Origin of the sequence: Streptomyces armeniacus (assembly GCF_003355155.1) — a bacterium.
GTDB classification, from domain to species: Bacteria; Actinomycetota; Actinomycetes; order Streptomycetales; family Streptomycetaceae; genus Streptomyces; species Streptomyces armeniacus.
In genome coordinates this window covers 2,303,831-2,320,453 of sequence record NZ_CP031320.1, presented here as the reverse complement: position 1 = coordinate 2,320,453, position 16,623 = coordinate 2,303,831, and the positions used below count along the sequence as shown (strand labels likewise).

The window sequence follows — 16,623 nt, the reverse complement described above, 5'->3', positions numbered from 1 at the left end:
GCGTCTAGTACCAGAGGAAGTAGCCGTCCCAGTCAACGAGCAGGTCGTTGTTGGGGCCCAGCGTCACTTCGCTGAACTCGCCGATTCCGACCAGTGCGGGGGGCTCGTAGACCTCCGTCGTGACCTTTTCCATGATGACCTCCGTTTCACGGTTGGCAGCGCGGCCTTTCCGCGGTTGTGCCGAATCGCAGCATGCCTGCTGTTTCGCGGGAACAGTCGCTGCCGGCCCTGAAACCACTCCACTTGGTGGCGGGGTGGCACGGGCAGCGCACCAATGCGGAGGTATACGGCGTACATGCGCGGCGCACGGCGGGTTGCTGTGTGCACGCCGTGGGGCGAGTGGTGCGGGAGGCCACCAAATGTGCGGACCCGCCGGTCGGTTACGCGCGACAAGGGTGTGCGCCGGTGGTGTGCGGTGGCGGGGGTTGCGCAGGGGCGGGCGTGAAAGGCGTACGGAAAGGACTCCGTATGTGAAAGGCGCCGGGTGGGGGTGGGATTTGCTAAGAGTAGTGCACTCGAAAGGCGTGTGTACGGGAAATCCGGGGACTGTTGTATTGACCCGTGCTGAACTCAATCGGAACCTTTGACGAGTTGCTTTCCGGTTCGGTTCCTCCGGCACTCTTCCCCGGTTGACGGGCATGGTGCGGCCGGGAGCCGGGCTGCGGGACAAAGGAGCGGAATACGTGGTGGAGTGGCGTGGGACCTCGGTGTGCGACGGCGCGGCACGCGCGGTGGCGACGGTGCTGTGCGGCCTGGCGCTGGCCGCCGGGCACGGCGGCGGCGCAGAGAGCGGCGCGGGGGGAGGCGCGGGGGGAGGCGCGGACGGGGCGCGCGGGAGAGCCGCGGCAGCATCGGCTGCCTTCGCCGCGCCGGTGGCGTACGCCGGGCCCGCCGTCGAGACGGAGGTCGTCGCCCTCGTGAACGAGCACCGCACGGAGGCCGGTTGCCCCGCCGTCCGTACGGATCCGGATCTGCGGGAGGCGGCCGAGGAGCAGAGCGGGCACATGGACCGTACGGGCGAGCTGACCCACGTCGGCGCCGGCGGCACGCAGCCCCTGGCCCGCGCCGAGGCGGCCGGGTACGACACGGAGCGGCTGGCGGAGAACCTCGCGCACGGGCCGTCCGGCGCGGCCGCGGTCGTCGACGCCTGGCTGGACAGCCCGGCGCACCGGGCGAACCTCCTCGACTGCGCCTACCGCGACATGGGCGTGGCCCTCACGGGCGCACCGGCCGACCCCTGGTGGGCCCAAGTGCTCGGCACGGAGCGGGATTAGCGCCCGCGATTCATCGCAGCCTGCCGGCCGCCGCGTTGCGAACCGTGCACGGGCTGAGCGATGGGTCACGCAGGGCGCCGCGCTACCGGCTCACATCCCCCAGCCACACACGCCGACCCATCTCGTCCAATTCGGCCTTGCGTGACCGGCACTCGGGAATGGCACGACCAAGTAGCCGCCAGTAGTCGGGCCCGTGCCCCGCGATCCGCGTGTGGGCCAGTTCGTGCGCGATCACGTAGTCGACGAGTGCGCCCGGGAGCTGGAACACGGCCCAGTGCAGCGACACGCGTCCCGCGCCGGTCCCCTCGCCGTCGCCCGAACGGTACGTGCCCCAGCGCCGGCCCAGGTCCCTCACCTCAAGCGTCGGCTCCGGCACCTCCATCCGCCCCGCCCAGGGTTGCGTGTGCCCCTGCGCCCAGCGCAGCCCTGTACGGCTGTACCAGTCGGTCAGCGCGCGCACCGCCGAGCGACGGCTGCTGGCCAGACCGCGGTCCAGCAGCAGCTCACCGTGGCGCAGACGGACAGGAGCACCCTCCGTGTCCACCAAGGCCAGCCGGTAGTCCCGGCCGAGGTACCGGAACACCTCCCCGTGGGTCAGCCCGCGCGCGGGATTCAACGGCAGGTGGCGTTGCCGTAGACGGAGCTTGTCCTCGATCCATCTGTGGCTGGCGCGTACGAAATCTTCCGCGCGGTGGAGCTCACACCCTTCAGGGACACGGAGGGTGAGAGAGCCGTCCCGTTCCACCGTCAGTCCAAGCCGCCTACGCTGCGCGCTCACCCGTACAGTGAACGGACGGCCGTCCAGAGTCAGGACGCCGCCGTCACGGAGGAGTGTGGTGGTTCCGGGCACCGGTCCAATCTAACCCGCTGCCTGCCGCCGCCCGTGGCACCTTCACCAGCCGCCCGTCGTGCCGCTGGCCCGCTGATACTGGGGGAGGTGTTCCTGGACGTGCCCGGCCAGTGATCGCGCGATATTCCGGTGCACCTCCGTCCCCGTCCGGATGCCCGCCGCGCGCAGCCCTCCACGTACGGCTTGGAAGATCTCTGTCTCGAGGCTGGTGAGGTGGCTCTCCTGACTCCGGAACGAGGCGAGCGTGACCCGTGCGGTGACCGCGGCACACACCTGCACACCAAGGTCGCGCAACTGCTCGTCGGGCAGGGCGAGGCCGTCGCCCTCCCGCGCGAGCCTGTCAGCGAGTTGGGCGTGCATCAGCCGTTCCGCCGGAGTCAGTCCGGCCAACGCGGGATTCGCCTCGTCCTGCTGGCGCGCTCGTACGATCAGCGCGCCGAGCTCGCGTTTCATCTCCTCCCAGCGGCCGTCGAACTCTCGCAGCACGCGGTCCAGCTCCTTGGACAGTTCCTCGTAGAGCTGGGGACGCTCCCGCCGCTCGTGCTGTTCCAGGTGGTACCGCAGGCCGTGCTGCTGCTCCGCAGCTGCCAGCCGCACGTTTGCGAGACGCTCGACCGCCGCGTCGAACTCAGGGTCGTTGATCGAGACCGGCACGATCTCCTGGGTGATCTGCGGCAGCGACAGATGGTCCGCGATCATCTCGCGGACCTCGCGGCCGTATGCGCGGAGGGAGAAGTCCCCGTCGGGCGCGTCTCGGTAGAGACGTCGTACGCGTTTCTGCAGCAGCGTCCACCACTGCGCGTCGGCCACATGTCCCAAGGCGGCTTCGTGCGGCAGCACTCTGTCCAGCGAGCGCATGAATTCGCTCAGCAGCCGGTCGAATTCAGCACGGTCGTCCTCGTCCGCCAGCATCAGCATGGCGTTGACCATGCCCGCGCGGCTGTGCAGGCCGGTGATCTCCCGGTCTCCCAGGAAGCGTTCGACTTCGGCGGCAGCAGCCTCCAGTCCGGGTACTTCGGTGGCCATGTCGCGCATCCCGCCCTCACGGACCTCGGGACTCGGGTCATCGCGGTACGTGGCCAGGGTGACGGTGAGATCCTTCAGCACCCCGTAGTAGTCCACCACCAGGCCGAGTTCCTTGCGGGGCGCGGGGCGGTTGACCCGGGCCACGGCCTGCAGCAGTTCCGCGTCCCGGATCGGCCGGTCCAGATACAGAGCCTGCTCCACGGGCGCGTCGAAGCCGGTCAGCAGCATGGACTTGACGATCAGGAAAGCGACGGGGGGCTCCTCCGCGAGCGCCGGAGGCAGACCGCTCTTGCTCCACGGATTCGTCCCGCCCAGCGGTGGCGGGTCGCCTTTTCTCTCCTCCTCCGGGTGCTCCGTCGCCCAGGGGTTCTCCGGCGGCGGTGTGGGCAGCGGCTGGAGGAAGCGGGCGATGTGCTCGGCCTGGCAGTCCGGATCCGTCCACTCACGCCAGCGTCCGCTCTTCTGCTCGACGCCGGCCGAGATCACCGGTACGAAGTCGATCCGGCGCAGCACCCGCTGGAACTGCCACGCCTTCAGCAGCAGCAGATCGTCGTTGAACGGGTCTTTCGGATAGGCCCGGTAGTCCCTGGGGTCCACGCCGCGTAGCCGGTCCGGATCGAAACTCCGCACACGCGCCATCAGTTCCGCACGCGCGTCGCGCAGCGCGTGCCGGTAGAGAACGGCGGCCTCCCTGCTCACCGCGGCTACCTGCGCCTTGAAGCCCCGGCGCAGCGGCCCCTTCACGTAGTGGATCAGCATGTCGACGGCCTTGGCACGGATCATCGGCACCGACTCGGCCACATCCCGCCCGGTGGGCCGGTTCCAGCGTCCGCGCAGTGCCTCCTTCTGCTTCGCCGTCAACGGGGCGAGGAGGTCCGCGAACCTGGTGTTGAGATCCTCGCCCTCGGTCACCTGCGCCGGGCCCGTACGGCCCTCGTACCGCACCGGTACGACCACACCGTCCGCTTCCGCCTCGTCCATGCGGTAGACGTCGATGGTGCGCCCGAAGATCTCGCTGCTCAACTTCTTCCGGCCCTGCAGGATGGGCGTTCCGGTGAAGCCGATCCGTGCGGCGTTCGGCACCGCGTCCCGCAGACACGCGTGCAGCACCGACGCGTGCGACCGGTGTGCCTCGTCGATCAGCACCAGCACCTTGTCGGAGTCGCTGCACCACCTGAACTCACGGCGCCGGGCCGGGTTCTCGGCCGGAACCGGATCGACCACGTCAGCCGGGTCCTCGCCCGCGTCGATGCGTTGACGGGCCTGTTCGAAGTCGTCCGCCAGGCTCCGCTCGTCACGGGCCGTCTCATCCAGGACCAGGCCCGGCACCCGTCCCAGGTACTTCTGGATCATCGCGAAGACGACCATCCGCCCACCGGGGCGTCCCGCATACTCCAGCATTCCCTCGACATCCGCCTGCGACTCGGCCGTCTGCAAAGGGCTTTCGCTGCGCTGCAACGCCTCGGACAGCTGATCCTGAAGCTGCTTGCGGTCCGTGATCACCAGTACGGTGAACGCGTTCAGCGCGGGATCGCGGTTCATATGCAGGCGCCGCACCAGGAACGCCATGGTGAGGCTCTTCCCCGAGCCCTGCGTGTGCCAGACCACGCCGCCCCGGTCGTCCTCCACGGCACCGGGTGCGAGCCGAGAGGGGCGCGTACGCAGCCCGTGCACGATCTTCTCCACGGCGCGGTACTGCTGGTGGCGGCAGACCGCCTTCACCCGCTTGACGACCTCGCCGGCGTCGTTCTTCACCGGCAGCTCGCAGATGTAATGCCGGACGATGTTGAGAAGGTTCGGCTGGTTGAGGGTGATCGCGATGAGCCGGTGCTGTCCGTTGATGTCCTGGCCCGCCGCCAGGAAGTGGCGTTCGCCGGGCAGCGACTCCTGCTGGGCGCGACGCATCTCCCGGTGCAGCGCCTTGTCGTCCTCGTAGTCGGGGGTGACGCTGCGCCAGGCGGCGTAGTGCGCCTCGTCGGCGGAGATGGTGCCGAGCGCGGCCTGGGTACCGTCCGCTGCCACCAGCAGTTGCGCGGTGGCGAACACCGCCGGTACGCCACAAGGGTGTTCCCGGCCGGGGCGTTCGTCGGTGTCCAGGGGCCTTCCCGCGTACGCCCGCAGGTCCCGTATCGCGTCACCGAGCGGGTCGGCGAGGTCCGGGCTCTTGCACTCGACGACGGCCAGCGGGATGCCGTTGACGAACAGCACGAGGTCGAGCGTCGCCGTACGGCCGCCGGGTGTACGGACTTGGAACTGGCTGACGGCCAGGAAGTCGTTGCGCGATGACCCTGGTTCCCAGTCGATGTAGTGGACCGGATCGTCCCTGCCGCTCGGAGCCCGCATCGTCGTGCCGCCGAGGAGCAGCCTGGTGGCCTCCCGGTTGGCGTCTTCGAGCGTCGGCCCGTCTGTATGTTCCACGAGCCGCCGCAACCGGCCCACCACTTCCCCCACAGCGGATTCGTCCAGCCAGGAACTCGCCGGGGTGGGCGTGCCGTCGGCAGCGTGGCGGGGCGTGGCGGGGTTGATACGGCGTACGGCTTCGGCCAGCCGACCAGTGAGCAGCGGATGGCCCGGCTCCCGGTCCTCCTCGGTGAGTTCGGAGCCGCGCACGTGCGTCCAGCGCATGGACTCGAGCTGGGCGGCGAACGGCCGTTCCGCCTCGTCCTGTTCCGTTGTCTGCGGCGCCATCTGCCCGTCGTCCCCGCCTCGCGTCGTCGCCAGTTCGTCGCCTACCGGACCCACCATTGTGCGGCGGAGAACGGCATCACGGGTGAGAACTCGCCAGCTTGGCCGGTACGTCGCGCTCAGGCCATCGCAGACACCGCCGTCTTCGCGCTCGTCCGGGTATCCGTGCGGGCGCCGGCGCGAGCCGTACGGAACGCGCGCAGGCCGGGACCCGGCGGCGCGGCTGCCGTCGGGGTGTCACGGCAGCCGGGGCACAGTTCGTCGTCCGCCGAGGAGGGCGCGAACAGGCGGGGCTGGGTGTGCGCGCCCGTGCACTCTCGCATCCGGGCGATACGCGGCTCTGGCGCACGCGGCTGTGGCGGCGGTGGGCCGTACGACTGCTCGGGCAGGGCGTGCTCCAGGCGCCAGCGCAGCGCGCCCAGCGGTGAACGGGCCTTGTCCAGGCCGTGCGTGAGCGTCTGCCGGATGAGCTCGGGGGAGAGGCAGGAGGCCAGCCACTCGGCGGCGAGGGGCGCCCAGGCGCGTGCCTTGCGTGCGGGCATGACGAGCCGCGGCTCGTGACTGCCCAGCGAACGCAGCAGCGCCTCGGCCTCCGCGAGCCGGGACGCGTCGTCGGGTGGGTGGGGTGTGTACTCCGTGGTGTTTGTACGGGGTTGACGGCCGACGGCCTGGCCGGTCGGCGGACCGGCGGCCGGGAGGGCCGCCGCCGGTGGCTGTGCGGCCGGTACGGCTGGGGGTACGGGCGCGGGCGTGGCCTTCTGTGTGGGCTTCGGCGCCGTCACGATGCCGCCGTCCCAGAGCGCGCGTGCGTCCGCCGCACTCACCACCACGTTGGAGATCAGCTGTACGGTGCGCCAGCGGCCCCGTTCGCCCTGCCGCCGCCACTCGTGCAGGTAGCCCTCGTCGAGGAGCTGCCGCTTGGCGCGCTGGAAGGCGGTCTTCCCGATCCCGGCGCGGGCGGCGGTGCGGGACAGGGGCTCGTTCGCGCCGCCGGGGAGGGAGAGTTGCCAGGCCAGCAGGCGTACGGCGTCCGAGGTGAGGCGGGGGTGCCGGATGATCTCGTTCGGCAACTGGGAGAAGTAGCGCGCGGGCGCGGTAACATGCCGGAACATCCCAGGGTCCCTTCTTGACCTTGGTGGTGAAGGCCCTCGGACGGTGTTGGCGCACCACCGGGGGCCGCCCCGTTTACGGAACGGGGCGAGCTGTCAGTTGGCAGCGTACACCGGCGGTTGTGGTTGTGTGACGTATGGTCACATCACGTAACCCCTTACGGTGTGACCGGAATTGGCCGCCTATGGCTCGGCCCTCAGGGGAGCTGACTGTTCCGGTTGAGCCCGCGCACGCGGGCGCTCAGCTCCTCGCCGGTGCGCGCCGGGCGCAGGTTCTCCGGCGGAACGTCCCACTCCCGACCGCCGAGCGGCGGACGCAACTGCGCGTACGGGCCCTCCTTGCCCATGACCTCGCCGACACGGCCGTTACGGGTGTCCACGGCGTACGAACCCGCCGGGGGAATCTCGCTGTTCATGGCTCAAACGCTGCTGGCGCACACGTAGGCTGACGAGTAACGACATGGATACAGAGCGTGCGTGTATCCGGTGCGACCACGGCAAGACGCGGCGGTGAGTGTGCGTTGACCAATGGAAACTGCTCCGAGCGCCCCATGGCCTGGCAGTACTGCGGCAGCCAGATGAAGCTCTGGCGCGAGCGCGCCGGGGTCCGGCGGGAGGATCTGGCCAGCGAGGCGGGCTACAGCTACGAGGCCATCAAGTCGATGGAACGCGGCGTGCGGAAGCCGCAGTTGGCCGCCCTGCGGGTGGCGGACGAGCTGTGCGGGGCGAAGGGGTTGCTGGTCGCGGCGACGGAGTTCCTGAAGCCGGAACCGTTCCCGTCCTACTCGCAGGACTTCATGCAGGCGGAGGCCGAAGCGGTCGTTGTGTGCTGGTACGAGACGCAGTTCATCCCCGGTCTTCTTCAGACAGAGGGATATGTGAGGGCACTCCTCAACGCACATTGCCCACCGCTCGATGATGAGACAGTCGATGAACGAATCGTGGCTCGCCTAGCGCGACAGCCGCTCCTCGACCGACAGTCCAAGTCGTTCAACTTTGTGGTTGAGGAGGCGGCCCTCCGCCGGAGGGTTGGCGATGCTGACGTACGCAGGGCCCAGTTGGAGCATCTCATGGTCGCTGGACGGGCCAGACACGTGAACATTCAAGTGATGCCAGCAGAGCTGGGTTCTCACCCGGGCCTCAAAGGGCCGTTCATTCTGCTGGAGTCCTCCGAGCGCGAGCATCTTGGCTACGAGGAAGGCCAGACCACAGGTGTCCTGTACTCCGACTCCGAAAAGCTCAGCATCCTCCGTCAGCGGCATGAAATGATCCTGCGGCTAGCCCTCAGCCCAGAGGAGTCTGCGCGGTTCATCGGAGAGTTGATGGAGGCCCTATGAGTGAGCAGCTGACATGGTTCAAGTCGAGCTACAGCAACGACGAGGGTGGTGCTTGTGTGGAAATTGCTCTTGCGTGGCACAAGTCCAGCTACAGCAACAGGGAGGGCGGCAACTGCGTTGAGGTCGCGAACCGCCCTGGCGCCGTACACGTCCGCGATTCCAAGGACGCCGCTGGACCCGAACTCGCCTTCCCCGCTGCCGCTTGGTCAGCCTTCGTGGCCCATGCGGGTTGACTGATCCGTCACACCCGAATCTTCCCGCTCAATAGGTCATCGGCTAGCGCCCGCTTCAACTTCCGTGTTTTGGCCAGCGCTTCGAGTTCGCGGTTGATGCGGTCATCCATTGAGGCGAGCGTTGAGACGATCTGGTGTTGACGATCAGGGGCGATAGGCAGGGCGATCGTTAGTTCCCGGAGCCGTGAGGGGTTCACATTCACCTGCTGCACAGCCACGGTGGCGATGGCTCGGACTCGCTGCACGGTTAGCGGGTGCCGCAGCCACTCGACCAGGTACTCTGGCGAGAGCCGCTTTGTGTCAGGATGCAGGCGAACCAAGTATGAGGCGAACGTAGCTCTTGGAAGTTCTCCCCGCCAGATTCCGGCCTTGCCTACGTGGTCGATGCTGTTTGTTCGATTGAACAGAACGTCCCCGCCCTTGAGCAGCAAGTCCTCGCGCACGGGCGTAGGGCAGTATCGAAGTTCGGTGACGTCCGGCTTGCCGTTGCGGAGATTGTTCATCCGTAGTGTCGGTAGACCTCGCTCATCGCGATCGAGCGCTTCGGAGATACCGTACTGAACCGACGGCACGACTTCTTTGAGGGGCACATTCGTCCAGCCGGGCTTTGTGCTGTGACCGTCTAGTGGGATAGCTGACAGGAGTGTTGCTTCCCGCATCGAGCGAAGCTTGGCGATCGTCGACTCGACGGCCCGTTCCGTGTCGGCAACGGAGCCGAGCGCTTCTACGATGCGACGCTGTTCCGCAATCGGCCTGAGCGGAAACTTGAGCCGAGCAAATCGATCCGCGCCAAGATGAGCAATGCTCGTCGTCTTCTTGGCGATTCCGGCGAACACGCTATTCGCTAGCCAGTGGGTGAAAATCTGCTGGGCGTAACCCGGTAGGACATCCGGGCCAACCCGGAAGCGAACGAGCGTATTCTGGAAGCAGTATTCCCCTTCAGGGCCGTCGTAGACAGCGCTCCGACCCACCAGCTCAAGGCTCTGGCCTTCGTTAAGTAGGATGTCGCCCGGCTTCAAGCTGTACGTGGCGAGTTCGGACGAGGTGAACCCCATGGTCTTGACGTCTGAGAAATCAATACGTCCGTGCAGGACGTTTGCCACTCGCAGATACGGATGAGGTCGTCCTGAATTGAGGCTGCTCGGCGAAAGTTGCTTCCCCATGCGGACCTCGCCGAGTTCGCCTACCGGCACCCAGCGGACTCCGTCGTCACCCGACATAACCCAGCTCCTCCAGGAAGCCCTCCATGCGCGTTGCCGCCTCGGCCCTTCGGGCCTCGATCGCGCGCAGGGACACCGCGTACTTGTCCTCCCAGGTGCGGTAGGTCTCGATCAACTCGCGCCGTTTGCGGACCACATGACTCTCCAGCTTCGCCGCCAGATCATCGTGCAGCAGCCGTAGGACGATGTTCTGCTCGTCCTCCGAGGTCAAGGCCTCGCGGGCCAAGGTGAGGCCCGGCTTCGGCGGTTGTGGCTCCGCCTCGTCCAGAAGGGACTGCTGGCCGTCAGCACTGGCGGGGGGCGCCGCCGCGACCGGTGCCGACGCGCCACGGCCGCCCAACGGCCAGAAGGAATCCTCCAGTTGCTTGACCTCCGCGGCGGCCTTCGTCCGCTTCCGCTTCAGAGCCTTGAGGTCGGCGTAGCTCAGCGCTGGCTTCATGCCCGAATCGGACTCCGAACCGGAGCCCGAGTCGGAGTCCTCGTCACCATCGTCGTCCTGAGCCGCCGTCGCCGCCTTGAGCTCGGCGTCCGCCTCCGCCTTCCGCGCGTCCGCCGCCGCCAGATCCGTCAGGAACTTCGGGGCGATCTGCGCGACCACCTTGTGGTCGTAAGCCTGCCGCCGTTCCGCGCCGCTGCGCTTGCGCGCGCCGCCCGTACGCGAGTCGCGTTCCGGTTCGAGTAGCGTTTCGACCATCTCCACCCAGCCGGCCACCACTTCCTTGAAGCCGTGGCTGGACAGGGCCATCAGCTCGTATCGCGCGTCCTGCCACCAGCCCGCGATCGTGCCGTCCAGCGCGAAGCGGTCGAGAAGCCCGACCTCGTTGAGTCGGGCGCGGAAGGACCCGAGTAGTTCGCCACGCGCACGTGCGAGCTGGGCGCGACGTTCGGCATCGGTCAGATCGTCGTCCTTGGCTGGCGCCAACCTGGCGATGACCTGCGTCTCGTCTGCCCACCACTTTTCGAACGCCGTCCGCAGCGCCTCTTCCCGTGGCCGCGCCAGCTCCGCCAGCCGCTCCGCGTCTGGGCGTTCGCCCTCCGGGGGGAAGTCGAGGTACGCGGGATCGTCAGCCCGTTCACGAAAGAGGTCGGTCACCTCCAGCCCGTACGCGCCCAGCAGCTTCCGTTTCGGCTCCGCCTCCACCTCGCTCCGGGGTACGCCGCCGAGCAGATGCGCCCGTACGTCCTGCGGCTCGGGCGGTGGCGTGTTGTCCACGTAGCGGCGGATGTTGAAGTTGTGGCCGTTCTCCGTGATATCCGCGCGGTCCACGACTTTCGCGAAGCCTTCCACGCTCTTGAAAGCGTGAAAGGTGGATACGATCTTCTCGACGTGCTCGGGCAGCAGGAAGTTCTGTGCGCGTTCCGAGTGGTACTCGCGGTCGGCGTTGATGAACAGCACTTTGCCGCGCCGGTCCGCGCGCTTCGCGCCGGGCGCACGCAGCACGAGCACGCACGCCGGAATGCCGGTGCCGTAGAAGAGGTTGGGGGCCAGCCCGATGACGGCCTCAATCAGGTCGGCTTCGAGGAGCTTGGCCCGGATGCGTTCTTCCTCGCCGCCCCGGAACAGCACGCCGTGCGGCATGACGGTGAATACGGAACCCTGCTGCTGCCACACCATGTCCAGCATGTGCTGGAGGAACATGAGGTCGGCTTTGCCGCGTTCGGATGTCGCGCCGTACCGCATCCGGTCCTTGAGCCCTTCGATCGAGGCCCTGTCGTAGTCGCTGGAGAACGGCGGGTTGCTCAGCACAAGGTTGTAGTCACGGGACATGTGCTGCGGGTCGGTGAGGGTGTCTCCGACTTTGAGGTCGAATTTCCGTACGTCGTGGAAGACCATGTTCATCGTGGACATGATGCGGGAGCCGCTGTTGGCGTCCTGTCCGGCGAGGAAAAGGTCGTGGGCGTCCTCGCCGTTCTCGTCGATGTACTCCTTGGCGTGGATGAGCATTCCGCCGGAGCCGACACACGGGTCGTAGATTCGAAGTCCCGCTCTGGGCCTGGCAAGTTCGACCATCATCCGGACGACCGCCCTCGGGGTGTAGAACTCGCCGCCCTTGCTTCCCGCCGAGTCCGCGAAATCCTTCAGCAGATACTCGTACGCGGCGCCGATCATGTCGGGGAACTCGAAGTCCTCACCCCGCAGGCGCATCCGGGAGAAGTGCAGAATGAGCGCGGACAGCCGCTTGTCGGCCAGCGCGGCAGAGGCGCTGCCGGAGCCGCTTCCGCCGCCGATGCGGTTGAAGTTGATGTGGCCGAAGATGCCCTGGAGCTCCTCGTTGCCCTTCTGCTGGGAGAGCGCGTCCAGGGCCGGTGTCAGCAGGCCGCTGGCGACGTCGTGGGTTCCGCCGGCCAGCCGGTCCCAGCGGGCTTGCTCGGGGACGAAGAGGACGCCACGGATCTGATAGTTCTCGTAGAGTTCGACCTCCTCCGCGATCTCCTCGGGGGAGTACCCCTGCGCCTTGCACTCCTTGGTGATCTCGTCCCGTGCCGCCTCGAAGTCGTCGTTGGCGCGTTTGAGGAAAAGCAGGACGAAGATGAAATCCCGGTACTCGGCCGCGTCCATCGACCCGCGCAGGATGTCCGCCGCGGCCCAGAGATGGCGTTCCAGCTGGGCGAGTGTGAGCTTGGCCACGTACGACGGCTCCCTCTGCTCTTGTTCCGACAGTGCTGGGAAGACCCTACGGTGTCGCGGGGTGTGACCAGCAGTCAGTAGCCGGTCAGGTCGAGAGCGTCTTCGACGAAGCGCCATACGTCGGTGTACGGGTCCCAGGTGGTCTGATCGGGACCGGTGTGCTGGGCGTTGAGCTTCTTGGCGAAGCTTCGGGCCTTCTTGTACCCCCCGACCACCTGGTCCGGACGTACGCTCTTCGCCAACTGGTCGGAGACTTTCGTGACCTTCGGTCCGTATGTCTTCGCGAATCCCGGCTGCCCCTTCAGCAGGTCCGCCGCGCTGTTGCAGACTCCGCCGAAGGTGCTGGTGTAGTTCTGGTAGTGGAGCAGCCGCCAGAGCTCGAAGCAGGGGTGCGAGTACGCGATGTGGACGCCTGCCGCTCTTGCGTCCGCGAAGGCCGTCGGGATCTGCTCGTGCTTGTCCCGGTCGAACAGGCACCACACCTGCGGCCAGCTCCAGTCGTCTTCCGTCAGCCCGGCGCGGCGTGCCTCACGTGTCACCGAGCGGCGGAGCTTGACCGCTTCGTCCACCAGAATGACGGGCTTGCGGTACTTGGTGGCCACGTGCGTGGTGCGGCAGTCGAAGTTCACCCTCCGGCCGGGGTTCGCGCGGGTGCCGTGATCACGGATGATGTCGATGTAGAGCTCCTCCGTCACCGCTCCCTCGGCGAAGACGTACACCTCGCGTGCACGCTCGGCTGTGGCCTTCTTCCCCTGCCGGTGTGCGGAGTCCCTCCCCTTGGACCTCGGCATCAGGACTCGTCCGCCTCCTCCGCGTCGCGCAGCGCATCCTTCAAGCGCAGGCTTCTGCCGATCTTTCCGGGCGTCATACGCGGCACACCGCCGAACGCGCCCGCGAGATAGGAGTCTGTGAGGTCTTCCTCTTCGCCCGGCTCGACATCCGCCAGCGGATACAGCTCCGTTCCGCCCCCCGCGTCCTTCTCGGTCAGCCAGATCTGACCGGGGTCCAGGAGCCGCCCGCCACGCGGAAGGCTCAGCAACGAGGGGGCGTGCGAGGTGAAGACGAGCTGTGCGCGATGGGTGTTCACCGACGGCGTCTGGAAGAGCCGTACCACTTCGGCGGCGAACTTCGGGTGCAGACTGGCGTCCAACTCGTCGATCAGCAGCACGGCACCCCGGTCCAGAGCCGTGAGAACAGGGCCGAGCATTGCGAACCACGAGCGCGTACCGAACGATTCGCGCGTCCAGTCGAGAGCGACCGGCTCCCCTTCGCCGGTGGAGTGCAGCAGCTGCACCGTAGGCCGCTGTCCGGACCTCACCTCCGCCCGCGCCTCACTGATGCCCAAATCCGCGACACGCAGAAGCTCTTCGATGCGCTCGCGGTTCTCCTCCTCCAGGAGCTGCTCGATGGTGAACGCTTCCCGCTGCAGGCGTTCAGCCTCAGGAGTGATGTCCCACAAGTTGTCGACGAACCACCGGTGAAGGGGCGTCAGCTGCGGGTGGTTGTCGTTGGCGGCGCGGGTGAGTAGGAGGGCATTGCTGCGGGTGGTGCGGGCGAGCAGTGCGCGATCCTGGAGGCGGTCCCCACGAAACTCGAAGACCCGCTCGCGTGAGACGTCCCGGTCGAACCACACCTGGCGCCGGCCGTGCGGGTAGGCGTGCAGCCACTCGGCGTCGACGCGACGATCGCTCAACTCGAAGCCGTACGTCCAGCGGACGCCGTCGTCCAGGACGAAGTCCGCTTCATAGAAGGTGCTTTCCGCCGCGCACTTCGGGTCGAGGGCGAACGGCTCACGGGGGATGCCGTCGTACGAGGTCCACTCACCGTAGGAGGACACGACCGCATCGCGCATCTTGCTCATGGCGGCGATGACATTGGACTTGCCCGACGCGTTGCCGCCGAAGATGCCGAGCACGGGGAAGACGGCCAAGTCCTTGCCGTCGGACAGCGTCAGCGTGCTTGCCGCGCCGCTCTCCTCACCGGGCGGTGGTACGAACGACAGCTCCTGCTCGTCGCGCAACGACCGCATGTTGGCCACGCGGAATCTCAGCAGCATGCGGTCCTCCTCTCCGCGCACAGGGTAGCCGCGCGATCACCAATGCGCCCGGTGAACGGTGCACGAAGCCCAGGCGGAGGCCGACCGAGCGCTCAGACCAGTCCGTGCCCGGATCAGTCCCGCGTTCAGACCAGCCGGCGGGCCGTGGCCCAGCGGGTGAGCTCGTGACGGTTGGAGAGCTGGAGCTTGCGGAGGACCGCGGAGACGTGCGACTCGACCGTCTTGACCGAGATGAACAGCTGCTTGGCGATCTCCTTGTACGCGTATCCGCGCGCGATCAGCCGCAGCACCTCCCGTTCGCGCTGGGTGAGCCGGTCCATGTCCTCGTCGACCGGGGGCGCGTCGGTGGACGCGAAGGCGTCCAGCACGAAGCCCGCCAGCCGGGGGGAGAACACGGCGTCGTCGTCGGCGACGCGGAAGATCGCGTTGACCAGGTCGGTGCCGGTGATGGTCTTGGTGACATAGCCGCGCGCGCCGCCCCGGATGACGCCGATGACGTCCTCCGCGGCGTCGGACACCGACAGCGCGAGGAAGCGTACGGGCGCGTCGGCCGCCGCCATCATGGTGGAGCTGCGGCGCAGCACCTCGACGCCGCCTCCGCCGGGGAGATGGACGTCCAGGAGCACGACGTCGGGGCGAGTCGCCTGGATGACGGTCATCGCCTGGTCGACGTCGCCCGCCTCACCGACGACCTCGACGCCCGTCTCGTCCGTGCGCCCGATCTCGGCCTGCACGCCCGCGCGGAACATGCGGTGGTCGTCGACCAGCACGACCCGCGCCCGCCGCTGCTCCGGCCGGGCCTCCGGTTCCGGTCCGGCTTCCGGTTGTGCTTCCGGCCGCGGTCCCGTCTCCGGCTGTCCCGTCTCGTCGCTCACGACTCCGTCGCCCTCTCCATCTCGAGCTCCACCTCTGTCCCTTCGCCCGGTGTGGACCGGATGCGGGCGGTGCCCCCGTTGCGTTCCATGCGGCCGATGACCGACTCCCGTACGCCCATCCTGTCGTCCGGCACCGCGTCCAGGTCGAAGCCGGGACCGCGGTCGCGTACGGAGACGAAGACCGTACGCCCCTCCACCTCGGCGAAGACCTGCACCGTGCCGCTCTCGCCACCGTACTTGGCGGCGTTGACCATCGCCTCGCGCGCGGCCTGGATCTGGGCGCTCAGCCCCTCGTCGAGCGGGCAGTCGCCGACGCAGACCACCTCCACCGGCACCCCGTGGTAGTCCTCGACCTCGGCCGCGACCGCCTTGACGGCCTCCGCCACGGACTCCGGTTCCGCCTCCTGGCCGCGCGCGCTGCCCTCCGGCTTGTACAGCCAGGCGCGCAGGTCGCGTTCCTGCGCGCGGGCGAGCCGGGTGACCTCCCGGGAGTCGTCGGCGTTCCGCTGGATCAGGGTCAGCGTGTGCAGTACGGAGTCGTGGACGTGCGCGGCGACCTCCGCACGCTCCTGCGCGCGGATGCGCATGAGCCGTTCCTCGGAGAGGTCCTGCATCATCCGTACCAGGTACGGGCCCGCCAGCAGCGCGATGCCGACCAGCACGGCGAGCGACGCCTGCAGCACGGGCCCGAGGTGCCGGGCGGAGCCCTGCACGACGACGATGCCGCTGACGCCGGCCGCGACCAGGACCACGCCGGCGGCGCTGCGCAGGAGCGGCAGCACGCCCTTGCGGCGGCTGACGGCGGCCCAGTGCGCGCGGCGGGCGTTGTCCGCCTGCCGCCACACGACGGCGACGCCGAGGCCGATGAGGAGCAGCGGCCAGAGGTACGTGTTCGCGCGCCCGAACGGCATGTTCGCGGCGAGGATGCCGATCACCGCCATCAGGCCCAGCAGCGCGAAGACCTGCGTCTTGTCGAGCATCCGCAGGCGGCGCATACGGCGACGGCCGCGCCCCTTGCGGCCCTTCTCGGTGTCGGCTCCGTCCGCCCGCGGCGCGGGTCTGGACACGGCGCCGACGCCGCCGGTGCCGAGCGGCACGACGAACCAGAAGGCGGCGTACAGGAGCACGCCCAGCCCGTTCGCCGTGCTCAGCCCCAGGAACACGATCCGCACCCACGAGACCGGCATCGCCAGGTGCCCGGCGAGACCGCGCGCGACGCCGCCGAGCATGCGGCCGTCCGCGGAGCGGTAGAGCTTCCGCAGCGGCGGCTCGTCGTCGGGCGGCGCGGTGTGCGCGGTCGGGGCGGCGGCGGTCATGCTCCGATCGTCA

14 protein-coding genes are annotated in these 16,623 nt (G+C 68.2%); 3 read left to right on the top strand and 11 right to left on the bottom strand.

Annotation, left to right across the window (positions count from 1 at the left end):
- Nucleotides 1-4 precede the first annotated feature (4 nt).
- Complete coding sequence (locus DVA86_RS10120; protein WP_208877535.1) at nt 5-133, bottom strand: lasso RiPP family leader peptide-containing protein; 129 nt, start codon at nt 131-133, stop codon at nt 5-7.
- Nucleotides 134-683: 550 nt separating this feature from the next.
- Here DVA86_RS10120 and DVA86_RS10115 point away from each other — a divergent pair.
- Entirely contained in the window at nt 684-1,274 is a 591-nt protein-coding gene (locus DVA86_RS10115) for a CAP domain-containing protein (protein WP_208877534.1), read from the top strand.
- An 82-nt stretch (nt 1,275-1,356) separates the two neighbouring features.
- Here DVA86_RS10115 and DVA86_RS10110 read toward each other — a convergent pair whose 3' ends face one another.
- The 4 genes from DVA86_RS10110 to DVA86_RS10095 form a co-directional block, all read right to left on the bottom strand.
- On the bottom strand, nt 1,357-2,052 hold the full coding sequence (locus DVA86_RS10110) for a M48 family metallopeptidase (RefSeq protein ID WP_281279273.1): 696 nt from the start codon (nt 2,050-2,052) through the stop codon (nt 1,357-1,359).
- A 114-nt stretch (nt 2,053-2,166) separates the two neighbouring features.
- Nucleotides 2,167-5,838, bottom strand: coding sequence for a type I restriction endonuclease subunit R (locus tag DVA86_RS10105; RefSeq protein ID WP_208877533.1), 3,672 nt, complete (start codon nt 5,836-5,838; stop codon nt 2,167-2,169).
- A gap of 116 nt (nt 5,839-5,954) precedes the next feature.
- Complete coding sequence (locus DVA86_RS10100; RefSeq protein ID WP_208877532.1) at nt 5,955-6,947, bottom strand: hypothetical protein; 993 nt, start codon at nt 6,945-6,947, stop codon at nt 5,955-5,957.
- A gap of 194 nt (nt 6,948-7,141) precedes the next feature.
- A complete protein-coding gene (locus tag DVA86_RS10095) occupies nt 7,142-7,360 on the bottom strand; it encodes a hypothetical protein (RefSeq protein ID WP_208877531.1) in 219 nt (72 codons plus the stop codon).
- A 135-nt stretch (nt 7,361-7,495) separates the two neighbouring features.
- On the opposite strand from DVA86_RS10095, the gene DVA86_RS10090 reads away from it, so the two are divergent.
- Nucleotides 7,496-8,281: a helix-turn-helix domain-containing protein gene (locus tag DVA86_RS10090; RefSeq protein ID WP_208877530.1), complete on the top strand. Its 786-nt coding sequence runs from the start codon at nt 7,496-7,498 to the stop codon at nt 8,279-8,281.
- Nucleotides 8,278-8,514, top strand: a complete 237-nt coding sequence (locus tag DVA86_RS10085) for a DUF397 domain-containing protein (protein WP_208877529.1) — start codon at nt 8,278-8,280, stop codon at nt 8,512-8,514. The genes DVA86_RS10090 and DVA86_RS10085 overlap by 4 nt, the downstream gene beginning before the upstream one ends.
- 8 nt (nt 8,515-8,522) lie before the next feature.
- Here DVA86_RS10085 and DVA86_RS10080 read toward each other — a convergent pair whose 3' ends face one another.
- From DVA86_RS10080 to DVA86_RS10055, 6 genes are all read right to left on the bottom strand, one after another.
- On the bottom strand, nt 8,523-9,734 hold the full coding sequence (locus DVA86_RS10080; RefSeq protein ID WP_208877527.1) for a restriction endonuclease subunit S: 1,212 nt from the start codon (nt 9,732-9,734) through the stop codon (nt 8,523-8,525).
- Entirely contained in the window at nt 9,724-12,363 is a 2,640-nt protein-coding gene (locus tag DVA86_RS10075) for a type I restriction-modification system subunit M (RefSeq protein WP_208877525.1), read from the bottom strand. The genes DVA86_RS10080 and DVA86_RS10075 overlap by 11 nt, the downstream gene beginning before the upstream one ends.
- A gap of 74 nt (nt 12,364-12,437) precedes the next feature.
- The gene (locus tag DVA86_RS10070; protein ID WP_208877523.1) at nt 12,438-13,154 is read right to left on the bottom strand and encodes an RloB family protein; all 717 of its coding nucleotides are present in this window, start codon (nt 13,152-13,154) and stop codon (nt 12,438-12,440) included.
- Nucleotides 13,154-14,392 (bottom strand): AAA family ATPase, encoded by a 1,239-nt coding sequence (locus DVA86_RS10065; RefSeq protein ID WP_342776412.1) that lies wholly within the window; start codon nt 14,390-14,392, stop codon nt 13,154-13,156. The genes DVA86_RS10070 and DVA86_RS10065 overlap by 1 nt, the downstream gene beginning before the upstream one ends.
- A gap of 152 nt (nt 14,393-14,544) precedes the next feature.
- Nucleotides 14,545-15,189 carry a LuxR C-terminal-related transcriptional regulator gene (locus tag DVA86_RS10060; protein ID WP_208884563.1) on the bottom strand — a complete coding sequence of 215 codons (645 nt, stop codon included), beginning with the start codon at nt 15,187-15,189 and terminating at the stop codon, nt 14,545-14,547.
- 101 nt (nt 15,190-15,290) lie between these two features.
- On the bottom strand, nt 15,291-16,610 hold the full coding sequence (locus tag DVA86_RS10055) for an ATP-binding protein (protein WP_208877519.1): 1,320 nt from the start codon (nt 16,608-16,610) through the stop codon (nt 15,291-15,293).
- Between the last annotated feature and the right edge of the window lie 13 nt (nt 16,611-16,623).

Excerpts from the sequence above, each read along its gene's own strand:
- DVA86_RS10120 (WP_208877535.1), bottom strand. The coding sequence starts at position 133 with ATGGAAAAGGTCACGACGGAGGTCTACGAGCCCCCCGCACTGGTCGGA.
- DVA86_RS10105 (WP_208877533.1), bottom strand. The coding sequence starts at position 5,838 with ATGGCGCCGCAGACAACGGAACAGGACGAGGCGGAACGGCCGTTCGCC.
- DVA86_RS10100 (WP_208877532.1), bottom strand. The coding sequence starts at position 6,947 with ATGTTCCGGCATGTTACCGCGCCCGCGCGCTACTTCTCCCAGTTGCCG.
- DVA86_RS10095 (WP_208877531.1), bottom strand. The coding sequence starts at position 7,360 with ATGAACAGCGAGATTCCCCCGGCGGGTTCGTACGCCGTGGACACCCGT.
- DVA86_RS10090 (WP_208877530.1), top strand. The coding sequence starts at position 7,496 with ATGGCCTGGCAGTACTGCGGCAGCCAGATGAAGCTCTGGCGCGAGCGC.
- DVA86_RS10085 (WP_208877529.1), top strand. The coding sequence starts at position 8,278 with ATGAGTGAGCAGCTGACATGGTTCAAGTCGAGCTACAGCAACGACGAG.
- DVA86_RS10080 (WP_208877527.1), bottom strand. The coding sequence starts at position 9,734 with ATGTCGGGTGACGACGGAGTCCGCTGGGTGCCGGTAGGCGAACTCGGC.
- DVA86_RS10070 (WP_208877523.1), bottom strand. The coding sequence starts at position 13,154 with ATGCCGAGGTCCAAGGGGAGGGACTCCGCACACCGGCAGGGGAAGAAG.
- DVA86_RS10065 (WP_342776412.1), bottom strand. The coding sequence starts at position 14,392 with ATGCGGTCGTTGCGCGACGAGCAGGAGCTGTCGTTCGTACCACCGCCC.
- DVA86_RS10055 (WP_208877519.1), bottom strand. The coding sequence starts at position 16,610 with ATGACCGCCGCCGCCCCGACCGCGCACACCGCGCCGCCCGACGACGAG.